The sequence below is a fragment of the Natronolimnohabitans innermongolicus JCM 12255 genome (assembly GCF_000337215.1).
Classification (GTDB): domain Archaea; phylum Halobacteriota; class Halobacteria; order Halobacteriales; family Natrialbaceae; genus Natronolimnohabitans; species Natronolimnohabitans innermongolicus.
The window spans coordinates 1-24,565 of the sequence record NZ_AOHZ01000065.1; the positions used below are offsets into that span (position 1 = coordinate 1).

Consider the following 24,565-nt stretch of genomic DNA (forward strand, 5'->3'; position numbering starts at 1 on the left):
ACGTCGTGTAGAGGAAGTCGGGTTTGACGTCCGCCGCCTGCGGCGTGAACACCCACACCCAGATGCCGTTGAGCATCAGGAGCCACGAGCCGCTGTGGGTGATCGCTCCCCAGAGACCGTGGCCGTGGTTGATGTTCTCGACGAAGTCGAGGATCCAGCCGACGTTTAGGTGTAACACACCGAGGGCGATCGCGACGATCAGCCAGGCGTTGACGTAGTCAGCCGTGGCCGGCGACAGTCCCTTATCTCCGAGCGGCGGGCCACCCTCTCCGAAGAGCATGTACCCGAGCTCGTGGAGTCCGAAGAACTCTCCGAACAGGATCCCGAAGATGATCGTCGAGATCCCCGCCCAGATGGCGACGCCGCCGAGACTCGAGATCCCGGGGCTGTCGAAGCTTCGGTACAGGTAGTATCCGATCCCCGCGTACAGGAGCCCGTAGCCGACGTCGCTGATCATGAATCCGAAGAACAGCGGGAACGTCAGCCACAGGAGAATCGTCGGATCGAGCTCGTTGTACTTCGGTCGGTTGACCGCTTGCACGAGCGTTTCGAACGACTTCGATCCCTTGGGGTTGTTCTGGATCGTCGGCGGTCGATTGTCCATCGTCACCGCCGTGCCGCCGTCCGTGACGGCCTTTTGCTGCGAGGAGTCGGCGTCGGTCGCTTCCTCCTCGTCTTCTTTGGCGTCCTGTGTCCCCTGGTGGACGTCCTCCGTGTGGGTCCGGCCGTGACGGTCGTAGCTCGCGCGCTCGAGCTCTTCGATCTCGACGCTGTCATCGACCGCGTCGTTCAGCGCGGCGACGAGGCGATCGTACTCCTCGCTGGGAACCCATCCCTCCGCGATGAACGCGTGCTCGGAGGTCGCAAACTGCAGGGGCGCCTCCGCCTGCTGGACCTCGACCGACAGCGTCTCTTCGACGCGCAGGAGGAACGGCCCCTCCGCCTGCTCGAGTTCCTCGAGCGTCGCGTCGATGTCCTCGATCTGGTACTCGAGTTCCTGCTGGCGCTCCTCGAGTTCCGCGACGTAGGCGCTCGGACTCTGTTCGGTCTCGGGCACCTCGTGGCGCGTAAACTCGACGCCGACGAGCGCGTCGTCGATCGGGTCGTCGCCGGCGTCCGCGGTGGGTGCGGCCACGACGGCCACGACGTCGCCACCGGTGAACGTCTCGAAGGCCCGAACGTCGTCCGAGGCCGCGAGGGCCTCCTCGACCGCACCGGTCGGACCTTCGCCGACGAGCACGTCGACGCTCTCGTACCCCGACAGGAGGTCGAGGTCGATGCCGAGCTCCGCGAAGGGCGCGACGCGGTCGATCTTCTCTTCGACCTGTCGCAGCTCCTCGCGAACCTCGCCGCGTTCGTCGTCGAGTTCGTTGACTCGGGTTCGGATCTCTTCGAGTCGGGTCTCCCAGTCGTCTTCGAGGGGACCCGACGCTGCTTCGACGTTCGTTTCCGACAGTCCGAGCGTACTCTCGAGGGCTCGAACGGTCACCAGCTTCTCGGACGCGTCGTCCGCGCCCTCGATCGGGTTTCCGTTATCGAACCCCTCCCAGGAGCCGTCGTAGTCGGAGAGATGAACCAGGTTCATCCCGTGGATCGTCTCGATGACCGAGGGCATGACGCCCTTGGATCCGGTCACCGAGACCTTGCTCATCCGCTTAGGTCTGAGCATGGACGTCCTCCTGGAACAGCTCGACGACGTGGTCTGTCACTTCGTCGACCCGGTCTCGGGCGCGCTCGGCTAGGGCCTCGCGCTCCTGTTCGCCCTCCTCGAGGACGCGTTCGCACTCCTGGTCGATCTCTTCGCGCGCCTCCTCGAGGCGGCGCTCTTTCAACTCGCGTGCGTCTTGTTCCGCTTCCGTGCGAATTTCCTCGGCACGTTTCCGGGCCTCGGCGATTCGCTCGTCGCGGTCGTTCTCTGCCAATGCGACGATCTCGTCGGCTTCTTCCTCCGCCGACTGTATTCGTTCGAGAACCTCTGGCCTCGGCATACTCTAAGCGCTTGAACGTTTGCCAGAGCGCGTATATGGTAGTTGCGAATGTCGGTCAGCGAATTCCGGTTCCAGCGGCTCGATCGGACGAATTGATCGCCACAGGGCCGCCCGACGGAACAGCAGACATATCCCGGTCCGCTCGAAAGCCCTCGGCAATGGGAGTCCTCGAGAACAAGGCCCGGGCCAGACTGTTCTACAAGTACCTCTCGAAGGTGTACGACCAGGTTAATCCCTTCATCTGGAACGAACAGATGCGCAGCGAAGCGCTCTCCCTGCTCGACCTCGAGGCCGAGACGACCGTCCTCGACGTCGGCTGTGGCACCGGCTTCGCGACCGAAGGACTGCTCGAGCACGTCGACGAAGTCCACGCGTTAGACCAGAGCGAACACCAACTCGAACAGGCCTACGAGAAGTTTGGCAAACGCGGACCGCCGGTCCACTTCCACCGCGGCGACGCCGAGCGACTGCCCTTCGGGACGGACACGTTCGACGTCGTCTGGTCGTCCGGATCGATCGAGTACTGGCCGAACCCGATCCTCGCGCTGCGGGAGTTCCGCCGCGTGCTGAAACCCGGCGGCCAGGTGCTCGTCGTCGGACCGAACTACCCCGACAACGTCCTCGCCGGGAAGCTGGCGGACTCGATCATGCTCTTTTACGACGAGTACGAGGCCGACCGCATGTTCAAGGAAGCCGGCTTCGAGGACGTCAAACACCTGTTCCAGGGGCCGTCGTACGATCCCGACGTGGCGATTACGACGATCGGGCGCGCGCCCGAGTGATCGAGCCGCGGCGAGTGGCACTCGAGTGGCGTCCTCGATCCTCGAGCGAGAGCGGTCCGGTTATCGTCCCCGAAACGTCGCGTCACCGGCGTCGCGAAACGCGTTTTCTATCCGCTCCGTTTCGGATTTCTCGGCGGAACACGTTCGTAACTCGGACGGGTTGCGGACGAGACGGATATCGGCGCCGTCGCGAACGACGGTGACCGCCGTCTCGCCCTCGAGTTGCAGGTCTTCCCGGAGCGCTGTTGGGAGCATCAATCGACCTCGAGCGTCGATTCGGACGGTGCCGTATACATTTGATTCGAGCGATCGGAACTCGACGGCGAAGCCGCTGCGGTCGTGTCCGAAAAACACCCGAGTGGAAACGCTACGTCGATACGGTGTGAAACTCCGATAGAACGTCTTCGGGCACCGGATTCCTGTATTCGAACGGTTCGTCCGCACACAACTCCTCGAAGTCCCGATCCGTCGTTACGAGTTCGTCAGCGTCAGCCTCCCGTGCGAGCGCGACGTAGAAACAGTCGTAGACATCGTGGTTTTTCTCCGCGCTAATCTCGTAGGCCTCGAGGATCGTTTGCGGAGTCACTTCGACCGGCTTCATCGGATGCTGGAGCAGCGAACTGACCGCGTTCCGTGCATCGACGGTCGAGAAATCGAGGTCCTCCAGTACCCACTGGACGCGCAACGGGAGGTAACCGAACATCAGGAGCGTCCGTTCTCCGCGAAGGGCAGGAACGAGCTGTTCAGCAATATACGGATGCCCCGGGTGATCGTCGATCAATTGAATCGAAAGCGCATTGAGGTCGGGAAGGACTCGCATCTATCGACCTCCGAACGTCGCATCTCCAGCGTCTCGAAACGCTTTCTCGCCCCATTCCTCTCTCGATTTTCCGGCGGAAAGCGTCTGTAACTCCGGTAGGTTTCGGACGAGTCGAATATCGCTTCCCTCCCGGACGACGGTAAACGTCGTTCCCTCTTCGATCTGCAGATCATCGCGGAGTTCTTTCGGAATCGTCAAGCGGCCACGATCGTTGATTTCAGCCTCTCCGTACTCTTCCTCACTAGATGACCCGTCAGTAGCGCTCATTAAATCACCCTCATATAGTCAGAATGCACTAATCACCATAAACTCAGGGGCTAAGCTGTTTCTGATCAGAGCCGGATGATAGATGTTGTTCGATCAGAGGTGTGGTTCCCGACGAAATCAACACCGAATCCCGGTATCGAGATCAGTTCGCCGTCTCCTCGAGTTCGGCCACCACCGAATCGTCGACGGCGAGCGTGACCGAGACCGTCTCGCCCGCGCGGATTTCGGGGTCGTTATTTTCGGCGACCTGGAGGCGCACCGTCTCGCCGACGCGCCACTCGGAGTCGGTCTCGGGATTGAACGCGCCGCTCGGCGTCCCGTTGAATCCTTCGGCGCCGACGAAAGGAACCGGCGGCTGGTGCTCGAGTCGCTCGCCGTCGACCGCGATGTAGACCGCGAGCGACTCGACGTCGATGTCGTCGCCCGCGACGTGTTCGATGGCGAGTGTCGATCGGTCGGCGTCGGCCTCGAGGTCGAACGCCGCGTTCGGGCCGGGATCGACGAGCGAGTCGCCGACGTATCCGAGGCCGACGGCGACGGTGGCGGCCGTGGCGACCACGATCGCGAGCAGGGCAATCGCGCCGATGACGGGGGAGATCGCGCGGGCGGGCGACGCGGTGGGGGTGGGGGCGTCGGCGGACACGCCACAGAGTCGCCGCGTGATCGGTGATAAATGGTCGGACGAGGGTGGTGACGGTCGGTGAGGGGGGCTCCGCTCGAGACGACGTCTCGTATCCGGAACCGATAGCCTACGATTCCACGGTGAGTGTCTTCCGCCCGTACCCGACGGTTTTGTGCGTCGGCGATGACGTATTCATATGGGCCACGGCACAGACGACGCAGAACAGGTCGGGAAGACCGCCACTGAACAGCAGATTCTCAAGGTGTTTGACTACGGCGACGGTTCTGCCCTCACGGCTTCCGAAGTCGCTGCCACGCTCGAGCGATTCGAGAAACAGGCCTCGACCGAGGACGTTCGAAATCGACTCGAGGAGATGGCCAAAACTGGGTCCGTTAGTCGAATATCGCTCGGTGCTCGAGCAGTCGGCTGGCGGGCCGAAGTTGCACCGGAACTCGCTGCTGAAACGGTTTCGGAGGTCGAGGAACGGAAACCGTCGGACGAGTGGAAATCGCTTTAATAACGGATGGCGCTGGGTCCATTATCGTCGTTCAGCGCGCACCTAAGTAGCCACTTTGGATCGGATTACTCGTCCCCACAGTCGGAACATCCGTATACACCGTCCTCGAGGCCTGTCTCAATTGGTTGCTCTGCTGAACCACTCTTCCGTATCTTTCCAGAACGAAAGCAGATGCTCGTTGAGTGATGCAAAATAACACATCGGATTATCTGCCTCGTGTTTATTGACCCCCCAGAGGCATTGGTCTTTAGCTAAGCCTCAGCAGCCGGTTGGATGGTAGTAGCGAGCTGTTCTTGCAGGATTGGTCGTTGTTTGTGGATCTTCTGAGCGTCTTCGATCAGTCGTTGTAGCAGTGGCGGCGGTGAGTAGGCGAGATACTCTCTCAGTTCGCGGAGGATGAGCTGGGCGTGCGACCGAAAGGTCGCCGCCCAGCGTTCCGGCGGAAACACGGTNGAGTAGGCGAGATACTCTCTCAGTTCGCGGAGGATGAGCTGGGCGTGCGACCGAAAGGTCGCCGCCCAGCGTTCCGGCGGAAACACGGTCCCATCATCAGCGTGCTCTATGACCAGACCGAGTAAATCACGACTCACGACCAAGGATAACAACGCTGCGTACAGCAGAATCTCTACGATGTGCTTCTTCGTCGTGTCGAACTCGTCCAGTTCGTACTGCGTCTTCAGTTCACGGAACAACAGCTCTACTTCCCATCTACATCGGTAGATCGTCGCTAGATCGTCCGGGAGAAACTCTTCCCGAGAAAGGTTCGTGATGTACAGATGGTAGTCGTCGGCGTCCTCGTTGCGGACGCCGACGACGCGGAACCGTTTCGTATCACGTGACTGCGTGCCCGCGTACTCTCGTCGGTCAAACTCGACCTCGACTTCCACGTCGATGTACTTCCGGGAGAGGTCATCCACGATGTCGAAGATCTTCTCGCCTTCCAAGGGAATGGCGCGGCCGCGCCATTCCCGTAATACCTCCGTTACAACCGGGTTCGCGCTCTTTTTCAGTCGGCTCACGAAGTGGCCGCCGTTCTCGTCGATCAACGCGAACCGCCGGTACTTGAAATAGGCGAGGTCGAAGATTGCTAGCCGTCCTTCCAGCCACGATCCTGTGCTAAACAACGTGCTGTCGTGCGTTTTCTCATCTGTGACGCTGAAGTGTTCGACTGTCTGGTCAGTGACGTTGTGGAGCAGGTGGAGCTTCGCTCCAGCCTGCTCCTCGTGACGTGCTTTGTACGCTTCAGAGAGCAACTCGTGCAACCGCAGGACGGTTCCATCAGCGATCATCACGTCTCGAAAGCGGTCGAACTCCTCAGAGACGGTGTGAGGGACAGCGACCTCGTCGAAACCATATTCGACGAGGTCGCGGAGGTACTCTGCGAGCGTCGGCGTCAACCGTTGATAGAAGCCGCCCGGAGAAAGTGACTCGTCAGCGGTAGAGTTGTAGGTACGTCTGAAGGCCGCAAGCGTTCGGCTTTCGCCTGCGGCGAAGCCGAACGCGAACGACCAGACAAGTGGCGGGAGCTGAAGCTTCCCCTCGCGTTCAACCACGCCGACATCTTCGGCGTGGTCTTCGAGCGCTTCAGAGGGAAGGAGGTTAGTGAGATGACGTTCAATATGACGTGAGGAGGGTTCTGTGTGCACAGCTGAAGCCTCCTCATTCCTTCCGAAAAGTGCCACCGATAAGCCGCCGCTGTCATGCGGTTCTTCGCTTAGCTAAAGACGGATGCCCCCCAGAGGTAGTCACCGACCGCTTTCAGATCGCCTTTCCCTCGCGGGTCGAACTTTTTCTTGTGGAACCGGACCCGCATGAACGTCCGGTTACCGTTCTGCTCCTCTACGATTGTCAGACACCGGTAATTCCCATGAGTGAACTGGTTTCGTAGCCCCCACGCAAACACCAGTTTACGGACGAACGGCGGGAGTGCCCGACTCTTCCGGGCCGAACCTCGAACGAACGTTCCCTTATCGACGTCCTGAATCACACACTTATCAATCACCTGGTGAAGCTCTTCGACGAGCGAATAAATGGATGAGACGTAGTTGTGAATGTCAGTGAAGATGTTGACACGAAGCGTCTCTGTATCAATGTCCTCGTTTTCGTCGGCGTAAACGAACCCGTCCGTCGCTATGTCGTCGCACCAGTTGCTCAATCGAGTGAAGTTGATGACCACTATTTGCTTCGAGTACTGAAGCCGTGTCATGGCCTCGTTGCTCGGAGCAGTCGAGGGCCCGTCTGTATGGCCCAACAACTGATCAACTGCGTTCGTCGACCCGTTCGAACTGTCGCTCATCAACGACCGATGGTGTCAATCGCCGGAGGTAATCCGGTGTCGTTCGTCAGAAGAAGAGCCTTCGGCTTCGATCTCGGACTGGTCGGTTGCAATATCGTGCCAGTCTCGAGCGACGGATTCGATCGACTGCCCGGTCGCCTCGGCCACGTCTTGGGCCGTCACGATATTTCGTTTCACTACCAACTAGTGCGTATACCAACGGTAAAAAGTTTCGGGTGAGAAACCAGTCCCAACTCGAGTGACGAGCCGTCTCAACCGTAGCTGTGCAACGGCCACGGCCATTGTCGACAGCAAAACGACGAAAACGGGTGGTCGCCACCCGCCAATCCCCTTACGTCGATCCGTCGTCGGGTCGCTCGAGGTCTCCATTGCGGTCGAGAGCGCCCGTCGGGACCCGGCAGCCACACGGCGCGGCGCGACAGGTCGTCGGGCCCCGACATCGCACGAGAGCGACGGGCGTTCCACAGCGCGGGCACGGGATCGACGGTCGGCCCGCGGTATCGTCGGCTCGAGCGACCGAATCGTCAGTGTCGGTGCGGGCGCACATCCGCGCCTCCGAACCCGGCGGTAGTGGTGTTGGTGGTGGTGGTGGTGGTCCGAACGGGTCGGACGGCGGCTGCGCGCCCTCGAGTCCGTCGGTGTGTCGGGGGACGGCCTCGAGTCGCGGTGGGTAGCGTTCGAGCGGTGGTGGTGGTGGTGGTGGCTCGAGTGGTGGTGTCTCGAGTGGTGGCCGCTCGAACTCCAACGGTGGGTCGACTGTGGAGTGCGACTCGAGTCCGCGGCGGGATAGCTGTGGCTCGGCCTGCAGGCGCGCGGGCGCCCACAGACCGACGTGATCGAGTGCGGTGCGATCGTCGTGCGAGACGTTTATGTCTCGGTAGGAGCAAGTGCAACATGGCTTGCAAAGCCCTGGTGGGCTTGGAAGCCAGTCTCGGGTGTCACACCACCCGGGGCGTTTCAGCGCACGCCCCCTGCGGCGGTTCGGAGCTGACTTCCGATTTCGTATTCGCGCGAGGGCGACTTATAGCTATTGGATTGGTGTCAGAAAATAGTCTCGAGCGGCGGCTCGCGGTTCCGTTTTCGTCGTGAGTGTGTGGTGGGCGCTCGAGTTTGGCCACGACGCGACCGCTGACAGGTAGTCGTGACTGGGTGTCGTGTCAACAGCAAATCTATTGGATTATACACGCGCGCGAAGAGCGAATTGCCGCCGTGGCTGCTCGCTCGGAGTTCGTTACAACGATCGAGACTGTCACTGTCGCGTGGGAACCTCAGCCGACATGTCGCGGATTCGACCGCGCGCGACACCACGGGCACCCCACCCGTAATTTACCCTTGTTCTCGCAACTCGAGACTATCGGTAATTCGTTTATATCAGGGCATCTTATCTTTCGAAACCGGTCCGAATAGCTCCGCCTGTACCAGTCGCCTTTTTATATGACTACCCTCGGATATCACCGTTTCATCGAGACCAATCGAGATCGTCACGGGGCCGCGACACCCGGCCTGCGAGGGTGTAATCCGGGGTTACGATTTAGGGTCTGGCTATGCAGGCACCAGAAAGCTTATTATACACACTTGGTAATGCAGAACTACCCCTACCCAACACGGGGTAAGCCCGGATTACGGCTGTGCGCTCGTGCCGCGATTCAGGCTTCCCCGCGAATCGCAGACAAAACAGCAGACAACAATAATACACAACACATGACAAGCAATACAACATCATTCCGCGAAAAGGGACGCGCAGTGTTCCTGGCCGCGCTTATGGTGATGTCTGTCTTCGCCATGTCCGCAGCGTTTGCGGGCTCGGCGGCGGCAGATTACGATGAAGACGATATCGACTCAGGTGTAACGAGTATCGATGGTGACAGAGTTTTCGCTGGTCAGACGATCGTTGAACAAGTTGACAACGACTCTGACACCGTAGACCTGTACGAAAACGACAGTGACGATGGCCAGCTCATCCGTGTCCTAGACACGTACAACGGAAGCGACCTCGAGAGCGAGTTCGACGAGGACGTGGCCGAGGTTGCTGACGATGAGAACACATACGTCGTTATCGACACCACTGACCTCGATACCTCGAGTTACCACATCGACGACGGTGAAGACGTCACTCCGTTCGAAATCCTGACGCAGGAAATCACGACGGAGTTCGAGGACAACATCGTCGGTAACGAGGACACCGAAGCCGTGACTGAGTTCGAAATTGACGACGCAATTCGACCCGATTTCACGGCTGAAGTGAGCGCAGATGGACTCTCCGCTAACGACCTTGAGAGCATTTTCGAGGACAGTGGCGACATCGTCTACGTTGACGATGAGGAAGATTCCGTTACCCTCGACGCACGAGGCTCCTACAACGCTGACTTCGATAGTATCGAGGCTGGCGAGTACGAATTCGTGACCGAAGTGTCGGATACTGGTGTCACGGATACCGCAACGATTACGGTCACGGACGAGGACCCTGAGCGGGTCATCGTCGCTGACTCGGTCGTGAGCGGTGACTATGCAGAGATTACGGTTGGCGCTGAAAACACTGGCAGCGCAAACGTCACGCTCGGTGACAAGGAAGCAGGTTACTTCTCGACTGTTAACCTGACGAACATTGAGGACGATGAGGTTGTCCTCAAGTTCGATACGTACAACCCACAGGACGGCCCATGGGAGCTTCAGGATGACGACTCCGATGTGAACCTGGATCAGAATGTGAGCGTGAACGATGGTTACGATGAGGAGGACGGCGAGGATTCCCTCCCACTCGCGCCTCACAACTGGGACCTTGAGGTTGGTGTCGATGACGATGGGGACTTCAGCGTTGACGACCGAACCAGTCTGACGGTTAACTCCTACGAAGAGTTTACTGGCGTTTCGACTGCAACGGCACCAGCTGACGTTACGATCTCCAGCTACGACGACTACCAAGAAGCACTTGACGACGGACAGATCACTGACGCAAGTCAGATCGCTGAAAACGACAATCTCCTCCTGACCGTCGAGAACTTCGGCGCTGAGGCTGCAGTTGATGCCCTCAGCAGCACCGACGAAGGAGACGACCTCGCAGAGGAACTGGGCATTATCCTCGAGCTCACCTCGACGGACGATGGCCCATACAGCAGTGAACAGGTCTGGAACTCCACCGAAGACGGCGGTGACCACAACATGTCCGTTACTCTGGTCAACGGTGGCGAGGACTACAACGGTGATCTGATCTTCGCACTCGAGCCAGACAGCGAAGAATTCCAGTCTGACGAGTACGACGCAACGCTCTCCGTCAACGATAACAACGCATACGTTGACGATGGCGAGGAACTCGAGGCTGACTTCGACTTCGACGTCAACGATCGAGAGATCGAGTGGGACGACTCCGCTTCGGAAATCGAAGCCTCTGAGGACGGTACCGTGACGGGCACGACGACGCTCGCACCCGGTACGGAACTCGGAACTGAGATCGACTCGTCGGTCGACGAAGGTAGCTTCGTCGACACCGAGGATGCAGTCGTCGCTGCTGGCAGCGACGGTGAACACACCTTCTCGGTCACCTACGACCTCTCCGAGTACGATGAGGGTGTTGACGCTGAACTCTCCGTCTACGAACACGACTTCGACGCTGAGGACGACATCGACACCACGCTCGTCGCAGCTGAAGAAGACGCAGAGGCTGAGTTCGAAACCGACGTTGACGCACCCGAGACCGTCGACGTTGACGACGACGCCTCCCTCGACGTGACCGTCGAGAACGTCGGCGACGCCGCCGGCACGTACACGGTCGAGGCCCTGATTGACGGCGAGACCTACACGGAAGAGGTCGAGCTTGACGCTGGCGCCTCCGACACCGTCTCCTTCGACTTCGACACCAGCGAGGAAGGTGACATCGAGTGGGAAGTCGGTGACGACGCCGGTACGCTGACCGTCGAAGGCGACGCCGACGAGAACGGCGACGAGAACGGCGACGAGAACGGTGACGAGAACGGCGCCGAAAACGGTGACGAGAACGGTGCCGAGAACGGTGACGAGGACGACTCCGACGACTCTGACGCGGACGACTCCGACGACTCCGACGACGACGATGACGACGACGGAACGCCCGGCTTCGGCATCGCTGTCGCACTCGCCGCACTGCTCGGCGCCGCCATGCTTGCCCTCCGCAAGCAGAACTAAGGCACTTCACAACTCGTTCGAACCATCGACCTCGCGGTGAGGTCGACCCTGCCGCACGTTCATTTTTTCTTGGACCCAACACACCTACAGCGACAGCAGCCACGATCGACGTGGCTGGACTCCTTCTCGGACTGTCGGACAGAACGACACAGCACGCTCCCAGTCAACTATAGTAGTCTATCGCCCTCGAGTGCGACACCAGCAGTCGAGTCCCTCGAGACCGCTCGAGTCTCGAGGAGCACCCACGCCGAACTGCACCCACGCCGAACTGCACCAGCGTGGCCGATACGCTTACTTTCCGACAGTCGAATGCAATATTCGGCGAGGCACGGCACACTGTCGTTGCCGACGGGAGCCGTTGAATTGGGACAGGCACCTCGCCGGACTCGAGACCGCGCATCGTCGAGCGATCGACGCCGGGTCTCGAGTCACACATTGCCGCGCGGATGGGGACTCCGACAGCAGCTCTCGGCTGCTGTTTTCTACCGACCGTCACACGTCGTCATCGCCACTGGACGGAGCGACAGCGACCGATGGAGAACCAGACCGTGGGAGCTTCCTCGGGGGTATAGAAGCCACTGAAACGAGTTATACACCGACGAGATCCGTCCTGCGATGGGGAGTGCAGTGACGGTCAGTGGCTACTGGAGCGCCCAGAACGTCATCGAGACGGTGACGAAGGATTGCCGCAGGTGGAGTGTGGTCCCCCCGGCGCTCCGTATCGAGCAGCCGTGGAGTGATCCCTCTCCGGTTCCGTGTGACTCAGTCCGCGGAGAAGTCGATATCGTCCGGAACGAGCGAGAAGCCCAGCGTTCGGAAATCGCTGTCGAAGGCGAAGATGTGTTCCACCGCAAATTCGCTCGCGAGCGTGCCGGTCGCGTGGTCCACGAATGAAATTTGCTGGTCATCGAACCGCTCGAACTCGTCGCAGATCGACTCGAACTGCGCTTCATCCGGATGCAGTACGGTCACCGCTGGCGACTCCCGAACTCGAGTCAACGCCTCCAGTGCCGTCTCGTGGCTCAGCTTCCGCAGGAGTAGCGTCGTCAGTTCACTGAGGACGTATCCCGTCGTGTATATCGGGCGAAAGCGAAGCTCCCCCGCTTGAATCGCGTTCATCACTGCCCGAGCGCGCTCGTGGCGAGGAGACGTATCGACAAAATGGGCGAAAAACGCGCCGGTGTCGACGAACAGCGGCGTCGTTCCTGGACCGCTCATCCCTCGATCTCGCCGTAGAGAACGTCGTCAATCTCGTCTTCGTCGACGGGTTCGTCCGCAGAGAACGTCGGCGCGGAGAAGAGCGGATCATCGGACGCACCCTCGTCGGGCGTTGTTGCCGTCTCCGCCGTGTACCACCAGACGACGGTTCGGCTACCGAGAGAGACTTTCTCGAGTTTTCCCTTCTCCACCAACTGACGTAACCGCCGATAGGCAGTCGACCGATCAATTCCAAATTGGTCTGCCACCTCCTGTGCGGTGTGAAATGGCCGTCCTTCAGTGAAGTGGCTCATGATGTCCTCGTCGCGAAGGTCGGACTCGAATTTCCCACCGTTGTCGCGTTCGGTGTTTCCAGACATGACGATCTACCGCTAGCCCGGTGTAGAGTCCATGCACTAATAGATGTACCGGCGAACGTAAAATCGGCGCACTATGTAGTGTGCAGTGGGAAAGACGAAACCTTTCAGCGGTACACGGAAGGAGAGATACGACGATCCTCGTGAGGTAGACGCTCCGAGCGATCGACACCAACTTATCTGCGAGCCCGCGCGACGAGCGCGAGCGCGACGAAGAGTGCGACGACAGTCCCGACGACACCAACCGCTGGGAGGCCGTCGTCGACCGCCGAGAGCGTCAGCGCAACGGACGTCGTCTCCTCGCTGCCGACCGACTCCGTCGTCTCCGTGCCGGACTCGTAGCCGTCCGCGTCCGCTACGACGGTGTACGCCGCGCCCGTGCCAGGAACCACCACCTCGAGCGTCCCGTCCGACGCCGTCGTGCCGGCGTCGAACGAGTCGCCGTCCTCGCGCTCGACCGCGACCGACGCATCCGCGAGCGCGTCGCCGTCTTCGTCGTCGACGGCCACCGACAGCGTCGCGTCGCCGGAGAGGACGACGCGCTCGTCGACCGCCAGCCCATCGTCGAACCCCATCGACAGCGACTCGTCGGCGTATCCCGCCACGGTAACGTCGACGTCGTACGCACCGCGACTCGGCACCTGTTCGACGCGATACGTCCCCTCGCCGTCGTGAGTCGCCGCGTACGTCCCGCGCTCGCCCGCGGCCTCGACGGTCGCATCCGTCACCCCGTCGCCGAACTGGGCGTCCTCGAGTTCGAGCACGAACTCGCCGTCCCCGACCATCGAGACGTCCGCGTCGACGGTCTCGCCGCTCGAGGCGGTCACCACCTCCTCGCCCGTCTCGTACCCCGCCGCGTCGACCGTGACGGTGTACTCCGCTCCCGCTCCGGGGACGGGCGTCTCGAGGCCGCCGTCCGCGCCAGTGCTTCCGTCGACCACGAACGTCGACCCGTCCGCGCGTTCGACGGTGACGGTCGCGTTCTCGATCGGCGCACCCGTAACCGAATCGGCGACGGTCGCCTCGAGCGTCGCGTCGCCGCTCAACTCGAGCTGTTCGCTGGTCGATTTCGCATCACCTTTCACGGCGACCTCGCGCTGGTCGTCGACGTAGCCCGTCGCGCTCGCCGCGAGCGTGTACGTTCGGTCGCTGGGGACGTCCTCGATAGTGTAGACGCCGTTCCCGTCGTCGCTGGCCGGATACGCTCCCTTCCGGTCTCCGCTACCCGCCGCGGCTCCGACCTCGACGGACGCCGACTCGATACCGTCGCCGAACTGCGCGTCCTCGAGGACGACCTCGACCTCGCCGTCGCCCGCGACGCTCGTATCCACGGTCGTCCGCTCGTCGCCCGGCACGAACGCGGTTTTCGCCGTCGACTCGTAGCCGGTCGCCGAGACGGCGATCTCGTACTCGCGGTCGCCCGTCACGCCCTCGAGTTCGTAGCGGCCGTCCGAATCGGTCGTCGTCTCGGCGAGTGACCCGTCGTCGCCCTCGAGCGTCACGGTCGCGCCGGCGACCGGGGTATCGGTGACCGCGTCGGTGACCGTCCCCTCGACGGTCGCGAAGGAGCCGGCCGCCTCGAGCGCCGCCGCCGCGTCGACGATGCCGTGTCCGTACCGGGTGTCGGCCCCGTCGGGCTCGTGTGCGGGTTTGGTGGCCGTCTCGGTTACCGCCTCCCGAATCTCCGCGGGCTCGAGCGTGCGGTCGGTCGCCCCCTGGAGCAACGCGATCACGCCCGCGACGTGGGGCGTCGCCATGCTGGTGCCCCGTTTGTAGCCGTACTCGTCGCCCGGAACCGAGCTGTAGACGCGATCGCCGGGCGCGACGACGGTCGGCACGACGTAGCTGTCGGGCCACGCCGCGGGGGCGCGCCAGCCCCACGCGTCGTCGGTGTCGACGACCTCGCCGCCGGAGAAGCCGGCGACGCGTTCGTACTCGTCGGTCGCACCCACGCCGATCGCGTCGTAGACGTTCCCCGGCGACGCCGAGGTGCCCTCGCCGCTGTTACCGGCGCCGCCGACGACGACGGTGCCGCTGGCTTTCGCGTTCCGAACGGCGTCGACGTACGTCGAGGAGTAGCCGTCCGAACCGAGGCTCAGACTGATCACGTCGGCATCGCGGTCGACGGCCCACTCGATGCCGGCGATAACGTCGGACGTCGAGCCGACGCAGCCCTCGTCGTTGCAGTCGGTCAACACGGCCCCGGCGAGCAGCCGCGCCTCGGGTGCGACGCCGATGTGCGTGCCACTCGAGTCGCCGCCGACGGCGCTGCCGGCGACGTGCGTGCCGTGGGCGCTGTAGTCGGTGGGCGTCGTCGACCCGCCGGCGAAGTCCCGCCACTCGTCGACCGTGAGGTCGGGGTGCGTGGCGTCGACGCCCGTATCGAGGACCGCGATCGTGGCCCCCTCGCCGCGAGCGTCGTAGCGATCCCAGACCGTCGGCACCGAGAGCTGCTCGAGACCGTACGTGTTCGCGGAACCGACCCCGGCCGCTGACGCGGTCGGTGATGTAGTCGCCGCCGCAGCCGTCGTCTCGTCCGTCGATTCACCGGCGGGCCTCGAGAGCGTCACGTCGTCGTCGGCGTGGAGTTCGGCGACGCCGTCGACGTCGGCGAGCCGACCCAGTTCGACGCGGTCCGTATCCACCGTTACTAGCGCGGCGTTTGCGACCCAGAACTGCGCCTCGAGGGCGAGTCCGTCGGTCGTCTCGACGACGTGCTCAAGCGACGTCTGAGACTGATTCGACGCCGTCTGTAACGCCGACGCGTCCGTCGCTTCGTTGGTCGCGGCCTCTCCGTCGCCCCCGGTCTCGAACCGGACGATCACGTCGACGACGCCGTCGGCGTCCTCGAGTCCGGGATCGATCCGCGTCGGGTCCGTTCCGGTCGGACTGGGATTCGATCCGACCGACGTTGGTGATTCGTCGTCGGTGACCGACTCCACGCTCGGCTGTAGTTGGGTGCCAGGGGTGGAACTCGAGCCGGCAGGCTCACCGACCCCGTGTATCGACGTCGAAACGCCGACCGGAACGAACAGCGCAGAGCAGAGAAATACCACTGAGACGAGAATAACTATTCGGCGCCACTGTATCGCCGATCCAGACATTATCGGTAACCAGAGAGTCATTCATCATAAGCAATCTGGCAGTCTACCTCAATACCGTCAGACACCCTTCACTTCACGAACCGAGACAAGCAGTGGCTCACGAGGGAAGCCACCGATCCGTTATCGTCGCGGATCGACACGAAAAGAACCAGGATCCGCCTCGAGTGTTCTCGTCAGCGACACTCCGCGCTCCGTGGTTTCAGCGGTTCGAATCCGTCGTTACGGCCAATTCGTAGTCGTCGGACGGTGGGACGAACCAGAGTTCGCCGTCCGCGCCGGTTTCGCCCATCACCGTCCCATCGACGCGAACTGTCGTATCGGCGGGTTCGCCACCGTCTGTCTCGACGGTGACGATCGACGCCGGCGCCGTGTCTGCCGTATGGTCGATGGCTGCAGTGACGTCCTCTCCGACGATCTCCTCGGCTCGCTCGAGGGGGACGCGGTTGAGATCGAGCGTCTGGTGTTCGTGGAAGACCTGCTCGGTGGAGCCGTCGAGGTAGACCGAGAGATACCCCTGATCGTGGGAGGTCGCCTGCACCTGGAAGAGTTGCACCTCGCTGTACCTGATCGTCGACGTTCCGTCGGTCGTGTCGAACGCCCACGGATACAGTTCTCGAGTCTCTTCGCGCGCTTCGTCCATCGCCGTGATCCATTCGGTACCGTCCGGGTCGCGATTGTCGTAGCGCGTCGCCTCGCGGACGAAGTTTTCGTCGTCCGTAATCGTTGCGACGACGAGGCCGTCCTCACCCGTCTCGAGCAGATACGGTTGCGCTGCGCGATTTTCGTCGTCGGCGCCGCGCAGCGCTGCGTCGATATCCCCTCGCAGCGAGTCCGTGTACACCGTCAACTCGTCGGCGAGGTTATCCGCCTTCCCCGAAACGTCTGCGGCGGTGCCGACCTGGGCGTCGAGACGATCGAGTGCGTGTTTGAGCGCCTCTGCTTCGGCGTGGCTGCTGGCGAGTGCCCGCAGTAGTTCGTCGTCGGTGACCTCGCCGTCCGCGTGGTCCGAGACGATATCGTTTTCGCGCTCGCGAAGCTCTTCGACCCGATCCTCGAGACGCTCGAGTTCGGCAACGGCGGCCGCTTCCCGTTCGTCTTCGTCCTCGAGGGCTTCGAAGTCAGTCTCGAACGCAAACGCTCGCTGGTCGGTGCGGATCGACTCGTCTTGGCTCGCAGCGACGTAGCTAAAGTCGAGCGTCGGCGTCGCATGTGACGTCCGTGTTTCGCCGTGGATGACGAGTCTGTTCGGCGCATCGTCGAGTTGGGCGTGGTCGCCTCTCACCAGATTGGTCTCACCGGAGATGGTCGTTCCATCGTCGACCGTCGCCAGCGGGCTCGCGGATGCCGAGCCCGCGCCGGCGGTCCCAACCGCCGATATCGGCATGGAGAGGGCGACGAGCACGAGGACAACGACAGGGACCGTGTTCCTCATCGATACGGTATTTCTCCCCATCGTACAAAAATGGGTCGCCCCGATAGTCGACTCGAGTAATCGAATATTACGCCAATTTGGAAGACGTTCTTCGAATTTGGACTGTCTACTGCGGCGAGTAATATGATATTTTTCGGATGGAAAGTGTTTTTTCCCTAGCGTCCCAGCAGTTCGTACGTATGCGGTTATCCACCGCTGTTGCGTTCGCCCTGACGATCCTCCTCGTCGTCGCAACCGTTGGCACGGTTGCAATCGCCCCGGCGAGCGCAGCGTCTGCATCCGCAGACGCGCCATCTCTCTCGTCGCAGTCCGACGCGACGACCCACCACTCCGCGTCGGCGTCGCTGTCACACACCACCTACGAACCCGACCCTGCGGACACCTGGCAGGAGTTTCACCTCGAGGTGACGCCGTCCGGTGACGTCCACTGGACGATCGAGAGTCGGTTCCTCGTCGACGACGACGAAACCGACGAGTTCGAAGCCTACGCGGACGCGGTCGCCGACGGCGAGCGAATCGACGGCTACGATATCGAGGACTTCGAGACGTTCCGCGTCGCGGCCGAAGACGCGACGGACCGCGAGATGACCTTCGAGGACGCCCACTGGGAAGACGTCCACTTCGAGTCTCTCGAGGGCGAAGACCAACAACTCGCTACCATCTCGTACACCTTCACCTGGACGAACTTCGCCAGCGTCGACGGCGAACGAATCGCCTTCGGCGACGCGTTCGTAACCGACGAAGAGAGCGGCGACGTCTGGTTCCCCACCCTCGAGGACGGCCAGCGACTCGTCATCGAAGCGCCCTCGAGTTTCGCCTTCGATTCGACGCCGCGAGGCGCCAGTGACGGAACGATCAGCTACGACGGACCAGCGACACTCGAGGCCGACGACTACCAGATCGTCTTCCTCTACAACGACGACGAGGGCGGGGGCGGCGGTGAACCCGGATCCGACGGCGAACTGTTCGTCTCGGCGACGGAGGCCCTACTCGCATTCGGTGCGTTTGTCGTCCTGATCGTCACGGTATCACTGGCGATCAGCCGCTACCAGCGCGGTGACTGGCCGTTCGACGCCATCCGCGACGAGATCGACGGAGACGGCCCCGCCGCGACGGCCTCGACCGACGGCTCGGGCACCGGGTTCGTCGACGATCCCCGCAGATCCGGCGTCGAACACGAGTTCGACGAGACCGAGGCCGTCGACGATGACGACGCCGAGGACGACGTGGACGTCGAGCTCCTGAGCGACGAAGAGCGCGTGAAACGGCTCCTCACCCAGAACGGCGGCCGGATGAAACAGGCGGCGATTGTCAACGAGACCGGCTGGTCGGACGCGAAGGTCTCCCAACTGCTCTCGGAGATGGACGACGACGACGAGATTGAGAAGCTCCGAATCGGACGGGAGAACCTCATTACGCTGCCGGACGTCGATCCGACGGAAGTACAGTAGCGCTCGTCACTCCCGGACCGGTACCTACGATTTTCTGGAATCGGTTCCGCGAACGCTCAGTCGCACCGACACGCGCACTGCGAGTTTTGGCGGGCGTCTGGCTTCGGTTCATCGTTTTCATCAAACTTATGCTGTGTGCGCAAAGTGCTACAGAGAGATATGTATCGAAGAAGATACATCGCTGCAGTTAGTGGTGTGGGACTCGCTTCGGTGGCTGGGTGTCTCGGGAGCGACGACAGCGATGAGACCGATGACCTCGAGGACGAAATCGAGAAGTTGGAGTCGCGTGAAGACGAACTCGAAGATGAGATCGAAGCGCTAGCGGATCGTGAAGAGACTCTCGAAGACGACCTCGAGGAAGTGAAAGCGCGGGAAGCGCAACTCGAAGAAGAACAGGAGGATTTCGTCGAGGAACGGCTTCGGATTCTGTACGAAGCGGCCGAGGGGTATCACGATCTTGGTCGGCAGGAATATGTGGCCGCAGTCGACTATCTGCAGGACCAGGAGTGGACCTCCGCGGCCAAATTTTTCGGGGTGGCGTTCCGGAGCTACGATACCGCACAGGAGTTAACGTTCAAAGCCAACGAACTCGCAACCGACGAAGAGTACGCTGAGGCTCGGGAGGTTCTACAGACGTCGAATACGTACGCTGAGTTGATGAAGGAAGCGTGTGACAGCTACTCGGTCGCGGCGCAGTACTACGCTAATGGAGACCGGAATCGGGGAGACGACGAGGTGGCGACCGGTGATCAGTACTTCGAAGATGCAGATCAGCGGACGTTTTACTCACTCCGAGAGTTCGAAGCCACGCTGTAAACTCGTTGCTCGGCGGGTTCGTTCCCACCGGTCATTTCTCGCCCTCGAAAAATCTCCACGAAAAAGGCCGCTCACTCGCTTTGCTCGCTCGCGGTTCGATCGCTATGCCAGCGGCGTCCGCTCGACTACCTGCCACGTGGACCTTTTTCTCGTCGGGTTCACGCTGTTCACCCTCCTCGAAAAATCTCCACCAAAAAGCCCGCTCACTCGCTTTGCTCGCTCGCGGTACTCACGCTAACGGCGTCCGCTCGACTACCTGACCGTCGTACGTCGGATACTGCTCGACGATCTCGCCGTCCTCGAGGTCGCCCTCCTCGATCATCTCCTCGAGTAGCCACCAGGCGACCTCGACGTGGTCGGTTTTGATGGTGTAGAACTCCTCGGGGACGCCGAGGTCGGCGAAGCGCTCGGGGTCGGCGCGGGTCTTGCCGTAGACGAGCGTGCCGTCGTCGGTGATGTCGTCGAACTCGCGGCGGATGTTTCGCGCCATGCGCTTCAGTCGACGGCGGTGCTGGGCGGCGTCTTTGAACACGGAGGTACAGAAGTAGACGCGCTCGTGGTCGCCCATCACCTCGAGGATGTCCTCGCGGGAGCCCTCGACGGCGCTCATGTGGTCGTCTTTGAGTTCGAAGCCCTGTTCTTGCATCCGACGGTAGTTCCCGTCGCTCATCTCGAACTCGTTGACGTTACAGAAGTCGGCGGCGCCCTCGTCTAAAAACTCGAGGAACTCCTCCTCGGCGCGGATGCCGGGTATCTCGAACGCGGGGGTCAGCCCCTCTTCGCGAGCGATGTAGAGGATCTCCTCCCACTCGGTGTCGTGGAGGTCGCCCCACTGTTCGTACGGCGGGTGGAAGCGAATTTCGTCGAGGCCCGCTTCGGAGAGGCGGCGCATGTTCTCGCGGCCGCCCGTGATGCCGGTGTAGAGGTGGGTGTGGTGGTCCTCGCCGAACTCGTCTTTCAGGAGTTCGAGGTAGTGACAGGTCCGGTCGAGGGCCTCCTGGGGCTCGCCGCCGGTGATCGAGGTGCCGAGTGCGTCCATGCGCTTCGCCTCGGTGATGACGTCGTCGTCGTCCTCGACGAGTCGCTCGTTGGCATAGACGTCGGTGACGTTCTTGCGGTTCTCGCCGAGCGGGCAGTAAAAGCAGTCGCGCTGGTCGCAGTAACCGTAGACGAACAGCACCATCTTGCCGCCTTTCGCGCACTGCTCACAGCCCTTCGAGATCATTCGACCCTAGCTACCGTCCGAACTCACAAAAGCCGTGCGAAACGACGAGCGGTACGCGAGAGAGTACCGTGGGGACGACGAACCGCGCCGGCGGCCCACGAACGCCGACGCCGGGTCCGTACCGTGGTGCCCAGTATACTCTTATACGGCGGCGCGTAACTGTGGTGGTACCGTATGTCATCCGGGATAACAGTTCTCTGTGTCGACGACGACCCGGATATTCGTTCGCTGACGGCGACGACGCTCGAGCGAGCCAACGACGCGTTCACCGTCGAGACCGCGGGCGGGGGTCGCGAGGCGCTCGCGCGGCTGAGCGACGGGACGGCCGCGGGCGGACCGGCCGTCGACTGCGTCGTCAGCGACTACGAGATGCCGGACGTGGACGGCCTCGAGGTGCTCGAGGCGGTCCGCGAACGCGATCCGGAGCTGCCGTTTGTCCTGTTTACCGGGCGCGGATCCGAGGAGATCGCGAGCGAGGCGATCTCGGCTGGCGTCACCGACTACCTCCAGAAGGATCTCGGGCGGGACCAGTTCGCCGTCCTCGCCAACCGAATCGAAAACGCCGTCGAGAAGCGCCGGGCCGAGCGGGCGCGACGCGAGAGCGAACGCGAACTCGAGCGCTACCGCACGCTCGTCGAGTCGGTCGACGACCCGATGTACGTCCTCGACGAGAAGGGACGGTGTACCATCGCGAACGAGGCGCTCTCCGAGTTGCTCGACGTCGACCGGGACGCTCTCGTCGGCGAGCACATTTCGTCGTTCATCAGCCGAGCGTCCTTCGAGCGCGGAACGAAGACGGTTCGCCACCGCTACAACGGCGACCGCGAGTCCGACCGCTTCGAGTTCACGCTCGAAGACGACGGCGAACGGTGGGTCGGCGAGGCGAGCGTGACCGCGCTCACCGACGACGACGGCGAGTTCGCCGGGTCGACCGCCGTCATCCGTGACATCACCGCGCGCAAGCGCCGCGAGCGCGAACTCGCCCAGTACGAACGGATCATCGAACTCGCCCCCATCGCGCTGTTCGTCCTCGACGAGAACGGCGCGATCACCTGGATGAACGACGAGTTTGCGGCACCGTTCGACGAAACGCCGGACGAACTGCTCGGGATGCGCTTCCCGACGCTCGTCGATCGCGGCTACTACGACGAGTCCGTGCTCACCAAGTACACCGACGAGGTTCGCGCGCTGCTTTCCTCGGAGACCGACCAGGAGCGCGCGAAGTACCACGTACGATTTCGAACGTCCGACGGAGAACTCCTCGATCACGACGTCCACACCAAGCTCCTCCCGCTCGAGGACGGCTCGTTCACCGGGACGATCCACGCGATCCGCGATACCACGCAACGGCGCCGCTACCAGCGCGAACTCGAGCGCCAGAACGAGCGCCTCGAGGAGTTCACGAGCGTCGTCAGCCACGACCTCCGGAACCCGTTGAACGTCGCCACGGGGCGCCTCGAACTCCACACCGAGGAGTGCACGACGAGCGTGCCGGCCGACGCGGAGCGCGACTCACTCGAGCAGGTTCGCCGGTCGCTCGATCGGATGGACGAACTGATCGATCATCTGCTCTCGCTGGCCCGCCACGGTCGGCTGGTCGGCGATCCGGAGCCGATCGACCTCTCGCGGGTCGTCCGCAGGGCCTGGGGGGCCGTCGACACCGGCGACGCGACCCTCGAGTGCTCGCTCGAGGGGGCGATCGAGGCCGACGAGCCCCGACTTCGTCAGCTGTTCGAGAACCTGTTTCGGAATTCGGTCGAACACGGGTCGGTGGCTCCCGACGTGCGTGCGACGTCGTCTTCGCGGCCGCCGTCCTCGAGGCCGCCGGAGTGGACGGAAGGCGAGGCGGGCGCGACCGACGAGGCGTCCGAGCCGACGACGGGCGGTCTTCGAGTGACGGTCGGACGGTTACCGGACGGGTTCTACGTCGAAGACGACGGCGACGGTCTGCCGGAGGGTGCACTCGAGGGGCTCTTCGATCGAACGGTGCCGGGGGACGGCGATCGACCCGGACTCGGACTCCAGATCGTCGAGCAGATCGCCACGGCTCACGACTGGACGATCGACGCCCGGAACGGCTCTGGCGGGGGCGCGAGGTTCGAGGTTACCGGCGTCGACCTGCTCGAGTGAGCGACGCGAGCGCTGGCGGATCCTCGACCGGCTCGCAGACGACCCCGCAAGCGACGCGGTCTCCGGTGACGGCCGGGCGCAGTCGCTCTCGAGTTCGGAGGCGGCGTCGTCGCGGCGTCGAAAAAGCGATCCGACGATCAGGCTGCGCGGGCTTCCTTCGCCTTGGGGCGGAGGTTCTTGTAGCCGCACTTTCGGCAGCTGTCGGCCTGCTTCGGGTTGCGTGCGTTACAGCGCATGCAGATCATCTTCTCGAGCGTCCGGTTTTCGGCGGCGTCGAAACTTGGCATACGGCTCCGTTGGCCTGACGCACATATAACCGCTGTGGTCCCCGTCGGATCCGCTCGGCGACGGTCATTCGCCGTCGGCGGACGCCGGTTCGGCGTCCTCGTCGGCCAGGTAGTCCTCCTGGACCGCGACGACGTCGCTCGAGTCCGTACACTCGCCGTACCGACGCAGCGGCTCCTCGTTCAGCGTCAGGAAGGTCTCGCCCCAGCGAAACGGCTCGAGCAGTTCCGCGGCCCGTTCGCGCTCGCCGAAGATGCAACAGGCGGCGGCCAGCGCCTCGACGGTCGTTAACTGAAACGGCCGGCCGTAGTTGACCGGGTTCGCGGCGACGAGAAAGGGGAGCGCGCGGTGGACGCCGTTCATGCGAAACGAGGCCGCCTCGGCGGACTCCCACGAGCAGTCGAGCGCGACGAGCGTTCCCAGCCCCTCCTCGGCGTCGGCCGGCGACAGCGCTTGTTCGGCGTGGGGGTTCAAGACGACGCCGTAGGGCACTTGCTCCATCCGCCGATAGAGGGTGGCCTTATCGAAGCGCTCGAGGCGTCGCGCGGTGCACTTCTTCGGGTCGTCGTCGCCCTCGTAGTAGACGTGACACTCCACGCGGAACCGTTGGAGCGGCCGAGCAAAAAGCCGTGTGAAACGGCCGGCCCGGCGTTCGGCGGTCGGTCCGCGGAGTACCACACTTTTGACGATTGCGCCGAAACGAGAACCCATGGATGCGGCCGCCCTCGTTCGACGGTACTACGACGCGCTCGACAGCCACGAGTACGACGCCCTCGAGGACGTCCTCGCGCCCGAGTTCGTCCAGCGCCGGCCCGACCGGACGTTCGAGAGCCGCGACGCGTTCGTTCGATTCATGCGCGAGGAGCGTCCGAACCCCGACACCAGTCACGAACTCGAGGCGGTGATCGCTGAGGGCGAGTGCGTCGCGGTTCGCGGGCGCGTCTGCGACGACGGAGCCCGCCTGTTCGACTTCGCGGACTTCTTCGAACTCGATCGCAAGCGTGCGGGCGCGGGCGACGGCGATGACGGACGAATCGTCGAACTCGAGACGTACTCTCGGTAGCGATGCGAACTCGCCGGCGCCGACCGGCAAAAACC

General features: G+C 62.5%; 23 protein-coding genes. 7 read left to right on the forward strand and 16 right to left on the reverse strand.

What is annotated here, in order from left to right; genetic code table 11:
- A partial coding sequence (locus tag C493_RS13690; protein ID WP_049889369.1) for a V-type ATP synthase subunit I occupies positions 1-1,669 on the reverse strand: 1,669 nt, incomplete at its 3' end.
- Positions 1,656-1,988 carry an ATP synthase archaeal subunit H gene (gene ahaH, locus C493_RS13695; RefSeq protein ID WP_007260047.1) on the reverse strand — a complete coding sequence of 111 codons (333 nt, stop codon included), beginning with the start codon at positions 1,986-1,988 and terminating at the stop codon, positions 1,656-1,658. The genes ahaH and C493_RS13690, both read right to left, overlap by 14 nt.
- A gap of 158 nt (positions 1,989-2,146) precedes the next feature.
- On the opposite strand from ahaH, the gene C493_RS13700 reads away from it, so the two are divergent.
- On the forward strand, positions 2,147-2,770 hold the full coding sequence (locus tag C493_RS13700) for a methyltransferase domain-containing protein (RefSeq protein ID WP_007260048.1): 624 nt from the start codon (positions 2,147-2,149) through the stop codon (positions 2,768-2,770).
- 60 nt (positions 2,771-2,830) lie between these two features.
- On the opposite strand, the gene C493_RS13705 is transcribed toward C493_RS13700, so the two are convergent.
- The 4 genes from C493_RS13705 to C493_RS13720 form a co-directional block, all read right to left on the reverse strand.
- Complete coding sequence (locus C493_RS13705) at positions 2,831-3,025, reverse strand: AbrB/MazE/SpoVT family DNA-binding domain-containing protein (protein WP_152421163.1); 195 nt, start codon at positions 3,023-3,025, stop codon at positions 2,831-2,833.
- 112 nt (positions 3,026-3,137) lie between these two features.
- Complete coding sequence (locus tag C493_RS22460; protein ID WP_007260050.1) at positions 3,138-3,590, reverse strand: type II toxin-antitoxin system VapC family toxin; 453 nt, start codon at positions 3,588-3,590, stop codon at positions 3,138-3,140.
- The gene (locus C493_RS22465; RefSeq protein WP_049889365.1) at positions 3,591-3,857 is read right to left on the reverse strand and encodes an AbrB/MazE/SpoVT family DNA-binding domain-containing protein; all 267 of its coding nucleotides are present in this window, start codon (positions 3,855-3,857) and stop codon (positions 3,591-3,593) included.
- 142 nt (positions 3,858-3,999) lie between these two features.
- Positions 4,000-4,500, reverse strand: a complete 501-nt coding sequence (locus tag C493_RS13720; protein WP_007260052.1) for a type IV pilin N-terminal domain-containing protein — start codon at positions 4,498-4,500, stop codon at positions 4,000-4,002.
- 175 nt (positions 4,501-4,675) lie between these two features.
- Here C493_RS13720 and C493_RS13725 point away from each other — a divergent pair, with 175 nt between their 5' ends.
- Entirely contained in the window at positions 4,676-4,996 is a 321-nt protein-coding gene (locus tag C493_RS13725) for a hypothetical protein (RefSeq protein ID WP_007260053.1), read from the forward strand.
- Between the two features lie 251 nt (positions 4,997-5,247).
- Here C493_RS13725 and C493_RS13730 read toward each other — a convergent pair whose 3' ends face one another.
- From C493_RS13730 to C493_RS23100, 3 genes are all read right to left on the reverse strand, one after another.
- The gene (locus tag C493_RS13730; RefSeq protein ID WP_083912415.1) at positions 5,248-6,642 is read right to left on the reverse strand and encodes an IS4 family transposase; all 1,395 of its coding nucleotides are present in this window, start codon (positions 6,640-6,642) and stop codon (positions 5,248-5,250) included.
- Between the two features lie 68 nt (positions 6,643-6,710).
- Positions 6,711-7,292: a hypothetical protein gene (locus C493_RS13735; protein WP_049889366.1), complete on the reverse strand. Its 582-nt coding sequence runs from the start codon at positions 7,290-7,292 to the stop codon at positions 6,711-6,713.
- Positions 7,293-7,307: 15 nt separating this feature from the next.
- Positions 7,308-7,469 (reverse strand): hypothetical protein, encoded by a 162-nt coding sequence (locus C493_RS23100; RefSeq protein ID WP_161606902.1) that lies wholly within the window; start codon positions 7,467-7,469, stop codon positions 7,308-7,310.
- A gap of 1,404 nt (positions 7,470-8,873) precedes the next feature.
- On the opposite strand from C493_RS23100, the gene C493_RS13745 reads away from it, so the two are divergent.
- Entirely contained in the window at positions 8,874-11,450 is a 2,577-nt protein-coding gene (locus tag C493_RS13745) for a BGTF surface domain-containing protein (protein ID WP_161606903.1), read from the forward strand.
- 762 nt (positions 11,451-12,212) lie between these two features.
- Here the strand turns inward: C493_RS13745 and C493_RS13750 are convergent.
- The 4 genes from C493_RS13750 to C493_RS13765 form a co-directional block, all read right to left on the reverse strand.
- On the reverse strand, positions 12,213-12,668 hold the full coding sequence (locus C493_RS13750) for a type II toxin-antitoxin system VapC family toxin (protein ID WP_007260058.1): 456 nt from the start codon (positions 12,666-12,668) through the stop codon (positions 12,213-12,215).
- Positions 12,665-13,027 carry a helix-turn-helix domain-containing protein gene (locus tag C493_RS13755; RefSeq protein ID WP_007260059.1) on the reverse strand — a complete coding sequence of 121 codons (363 nt, stop codon included), beginning with the start codon at positions 13,025-13,027 and terminating at the stop codon, positions 12,665-12,667. The genes C493_RS13750 and C493_RS13755 overlap by 4 nt, the downstream gene beginning before the upstream one ends.
- A gap of 173 nt (positions 13,028-13,200) precedes the next feature.
- Entirely contained in the window at positions 13,201-15,966 is a 2,766-nt protein-coding gene (locus C493_RS13760) for a S8 family serine peptidase (protein WP_007260060.1), read from the reverse strand.
- Between the two features lie 361 nt (positions 15,967-16,327).
- Positions 16,328-17,560 (reverse strand): DUF7096 domain-containing protein, encoded by a 1,233-nt coding sequence (locus tag C493_RS13765; RefSeq protein ID WP_007260061.1) that lies wholly within the window; start codon positions 17,558-17,560, stop codon positions 16,328-16,330.
- A 179-nt stretch (positions 17,561-17,739) separates the two neighbouring features.
- Here C493_RS13765 and C493_RS13770 point away from each other — a divergent pair, with 179 nt between their 5' ends.
- Together C493_RS13770 and C493_RS13775 are read left to right on the forward strand one after the other, a co-directional pair.
- On the forward strand, positions 17,740-19,011 hold the full coding sequence (locus C493_RS13770) for a helix-turn-helix transcriptional regulator (RefSeq protein ID WP_007260062.1): 1,272 nt from the start codon (positions 17,740-17,742) through the stop codon (positions 19,009-19,011).
- 159 nt (positions 19,012-19,170) lie between these two features.
- Positions 19,171-19,827: a hypothetical protein gene (locus C493_RS13775; RefSeq protein ID WP_152421164.1), complete on the forward strand. Its 657-nt coding sequence runs from the start codon at positions 19,171-19,173 to the stop codon at positions 19,825-19,827.
- 229 nt (positions 19,828-20,056) lie between these two features.
- On the opposite strand, the gene C493_RS13780 is transcribed toward C493_RS13775, so the two are convergent.
- Complete coding sequence (locus tag C493_RS13780; protein WP_007260064.1) at positions 20,057-21,052, reverse strand: radical SAM protein; 996 nt, start codon at positions 21,050-21,052, stop codon at positions 20,057-20,059.
- A gap of 174 nt (positions 21,053-21,226) precedes the next feature.
- On the opposite strand from C493_RS13780, the gene C493_RS13785 reads away from it, so the two are divergent.
- Entirely contained in the window at positions 21,227-23,182 is a 1,956-nt protein-coding gene (locus C493_RS13785; RefSeq protein WP_007260065.1) for a PAS domain S-box protein, read from the forward strand.
- A gap of 137 nt (positions 23,183-23,319) precedes the next feature.
- On the opposite strand, the gene C493_RS13790 is transcribed toward C493_RS13785, so the two are convergent.
- Both C493_RS13790 and C493_RS13795 read right to left on the reverse strand, forming a co-directional pair.
- Entirely contained in the window at positions 23,320-23,469 is a 150-nt protein-coding gene (locus C493_RS13790; protein WP_007260066.1) for a 50S ribosomal protein L40e, read from the reverse strand.
- A gap of 64 nt (positions 23,470-23,533) precedes the next feature.
- Positions 23,534-24,064 (reverse strand): DUF367 family protein, encoded by a 531-nt coding sequence (locus tag C493_RS13795; protein ID WP_007260067.1) that lies wholly within the window; start codon positions 24,062-24,064, stop codon positions 23,534-23,536.
- Positions 24,065-24,176: 112 nt separating this feature from the next.
- Here C493_RS13795 and C493_RS13800 point away from each other — a divergent pair, with 112 nt between their 5' ends.
- The gene (locus C493_RS13800) at positions 24,177-24,530 is read left to right on the forward strand and encodes a nuclear transport factor 2 family protein (RefSeq protein WP_007260068.1); all 354 of its coding nucleotides are present in this window, start codon (positions 24,177-24,179) and stop codon (positions 24,528-24,530) included.
- Positions 24,531-24,565: the final 35 nt, after the last annotated feature.

Excerpts from the sequence above, each read along its gene's own strand:
- ahaH (WP_007260047.1), bottom strand. The coding sequence starts at position 1,988 with ATGCCGAGGCCAGAGGTTCTCGAACGAATACAGTCGGCGGAGGAAGAA.
- C493_RS13700 (WP_007260048.1), top strand. The coding sequence starts at position 2,147 with ATGGGAGTCCTCGAGAACAAGGCCCGGGCCAGACTGTTCTACAAGTAC.
- C493_RS13705 (WP_152421163.1), bottom strand. The coding sequence starts at position 3,025 with ATGCTCCCAACAGCGCTCCGGGAAGACCTGCAACTCGAGGGCGAGACG.
- C493_RS22460 (WP_007260050.1), bottom strand. The coding sequence starts at position 3,590 with ATGCGAGTCCTTCCCGACCTCAATGCGCTTTCGATTCAATTGATCGAC.
- C493_RS22465 (WP_049889365.1), bottom strand. The coding sequence starts at position 3,857 with ATGAGCGCTACTGACGGGTCATCTAGTGAGGAAGAGTACGGAGAGGCT.
- C493_RS13725 (WP_007260053.1), top strand. The coding sequence starts at position 4,676 with ATGGGCCACGGCACAGACGACGCAGAACAGGTCGGGAAGACCGCCACT.
- C493_RS13735 (WP_049889366.1), bottom strand. The coding sequence starts at position 7,292 with ATGAGCGACAGTTCGAACGGGTCGACGAACGCAGTTGATCAGTTGTTG.
- C493_RS13745 (WP_161606903.1), top strand. The coding sequence starts at position 8,874 with ATGCAGAACTACCCCTACCCAACACGGGGTAAGCCCGGATTACGGCTG.
- C493_RS13750 (WP_007260058.1), bottom strand. The coding sequence starts at position 12,668 with ATGAGCGGTCCAGGAACGACGCCGCTGTTCGTCGACACCGGCGCGTTT.
- C493_RS13755 (WP_007260059.1), bottom strand. The coding sequence starts at position 13,027 with ATGTCTGGAAACACCGAACGCGACAACGGTGGGAAATTCGAGTCCGAC.
- C493_RS13765 (WP_007260061.1), bottom strand. The coding sequence starts at position 17,560 with ATGAGGAACACGGTCCCTGTCGTTGTCCTCGTGCTCGTCGCCCTCTCC.
- C493_RS13770 (WP_007260062.1), top strand. The coding sequence starts at position 17,740 with ATGCGGTTATCCACCGCTGTTGCGTTCGCCCTGACGATCCTCCTCGTC.
- C493_RS13775 (WP_152421164.1), top strand. The coding sequence starts at position 19,171 with ATGTATCGAAGAAGATACATCGCTGCAGTTAGTGGTGTGGGACTCGCT.
- C493_RS13780 (WP_007260064.1), bottom strand. The coding sequence starts at position 21,052 with ATGATCTCGAAGGGCTGTGAGCAGTGCGCGAAAGGCGGCAAGATGGTG.
- C493_RS13785 (WP_007260065.1), top strand. The coding sequence starts at position 21,227 with ATGTCATCCGGGATAACAGTTCTCTGTGTCGACGACGACCCGGATATT.
- C493_RS13790 (WP_007260066.1), bottom strand. The coding sequence starts at position 23,469 with ATGCCAAGTTTCGACGCCGCCGAAAACCGGACGCTCGAGAAGATGATC.
- C493_RS13800 (WP_007260068.1), top strand. The coding sequence starts at position 24,177 with ATGGATGCGGCCGCCCTCGTTCGACGGTACTACGACGCGCTCGACAGC.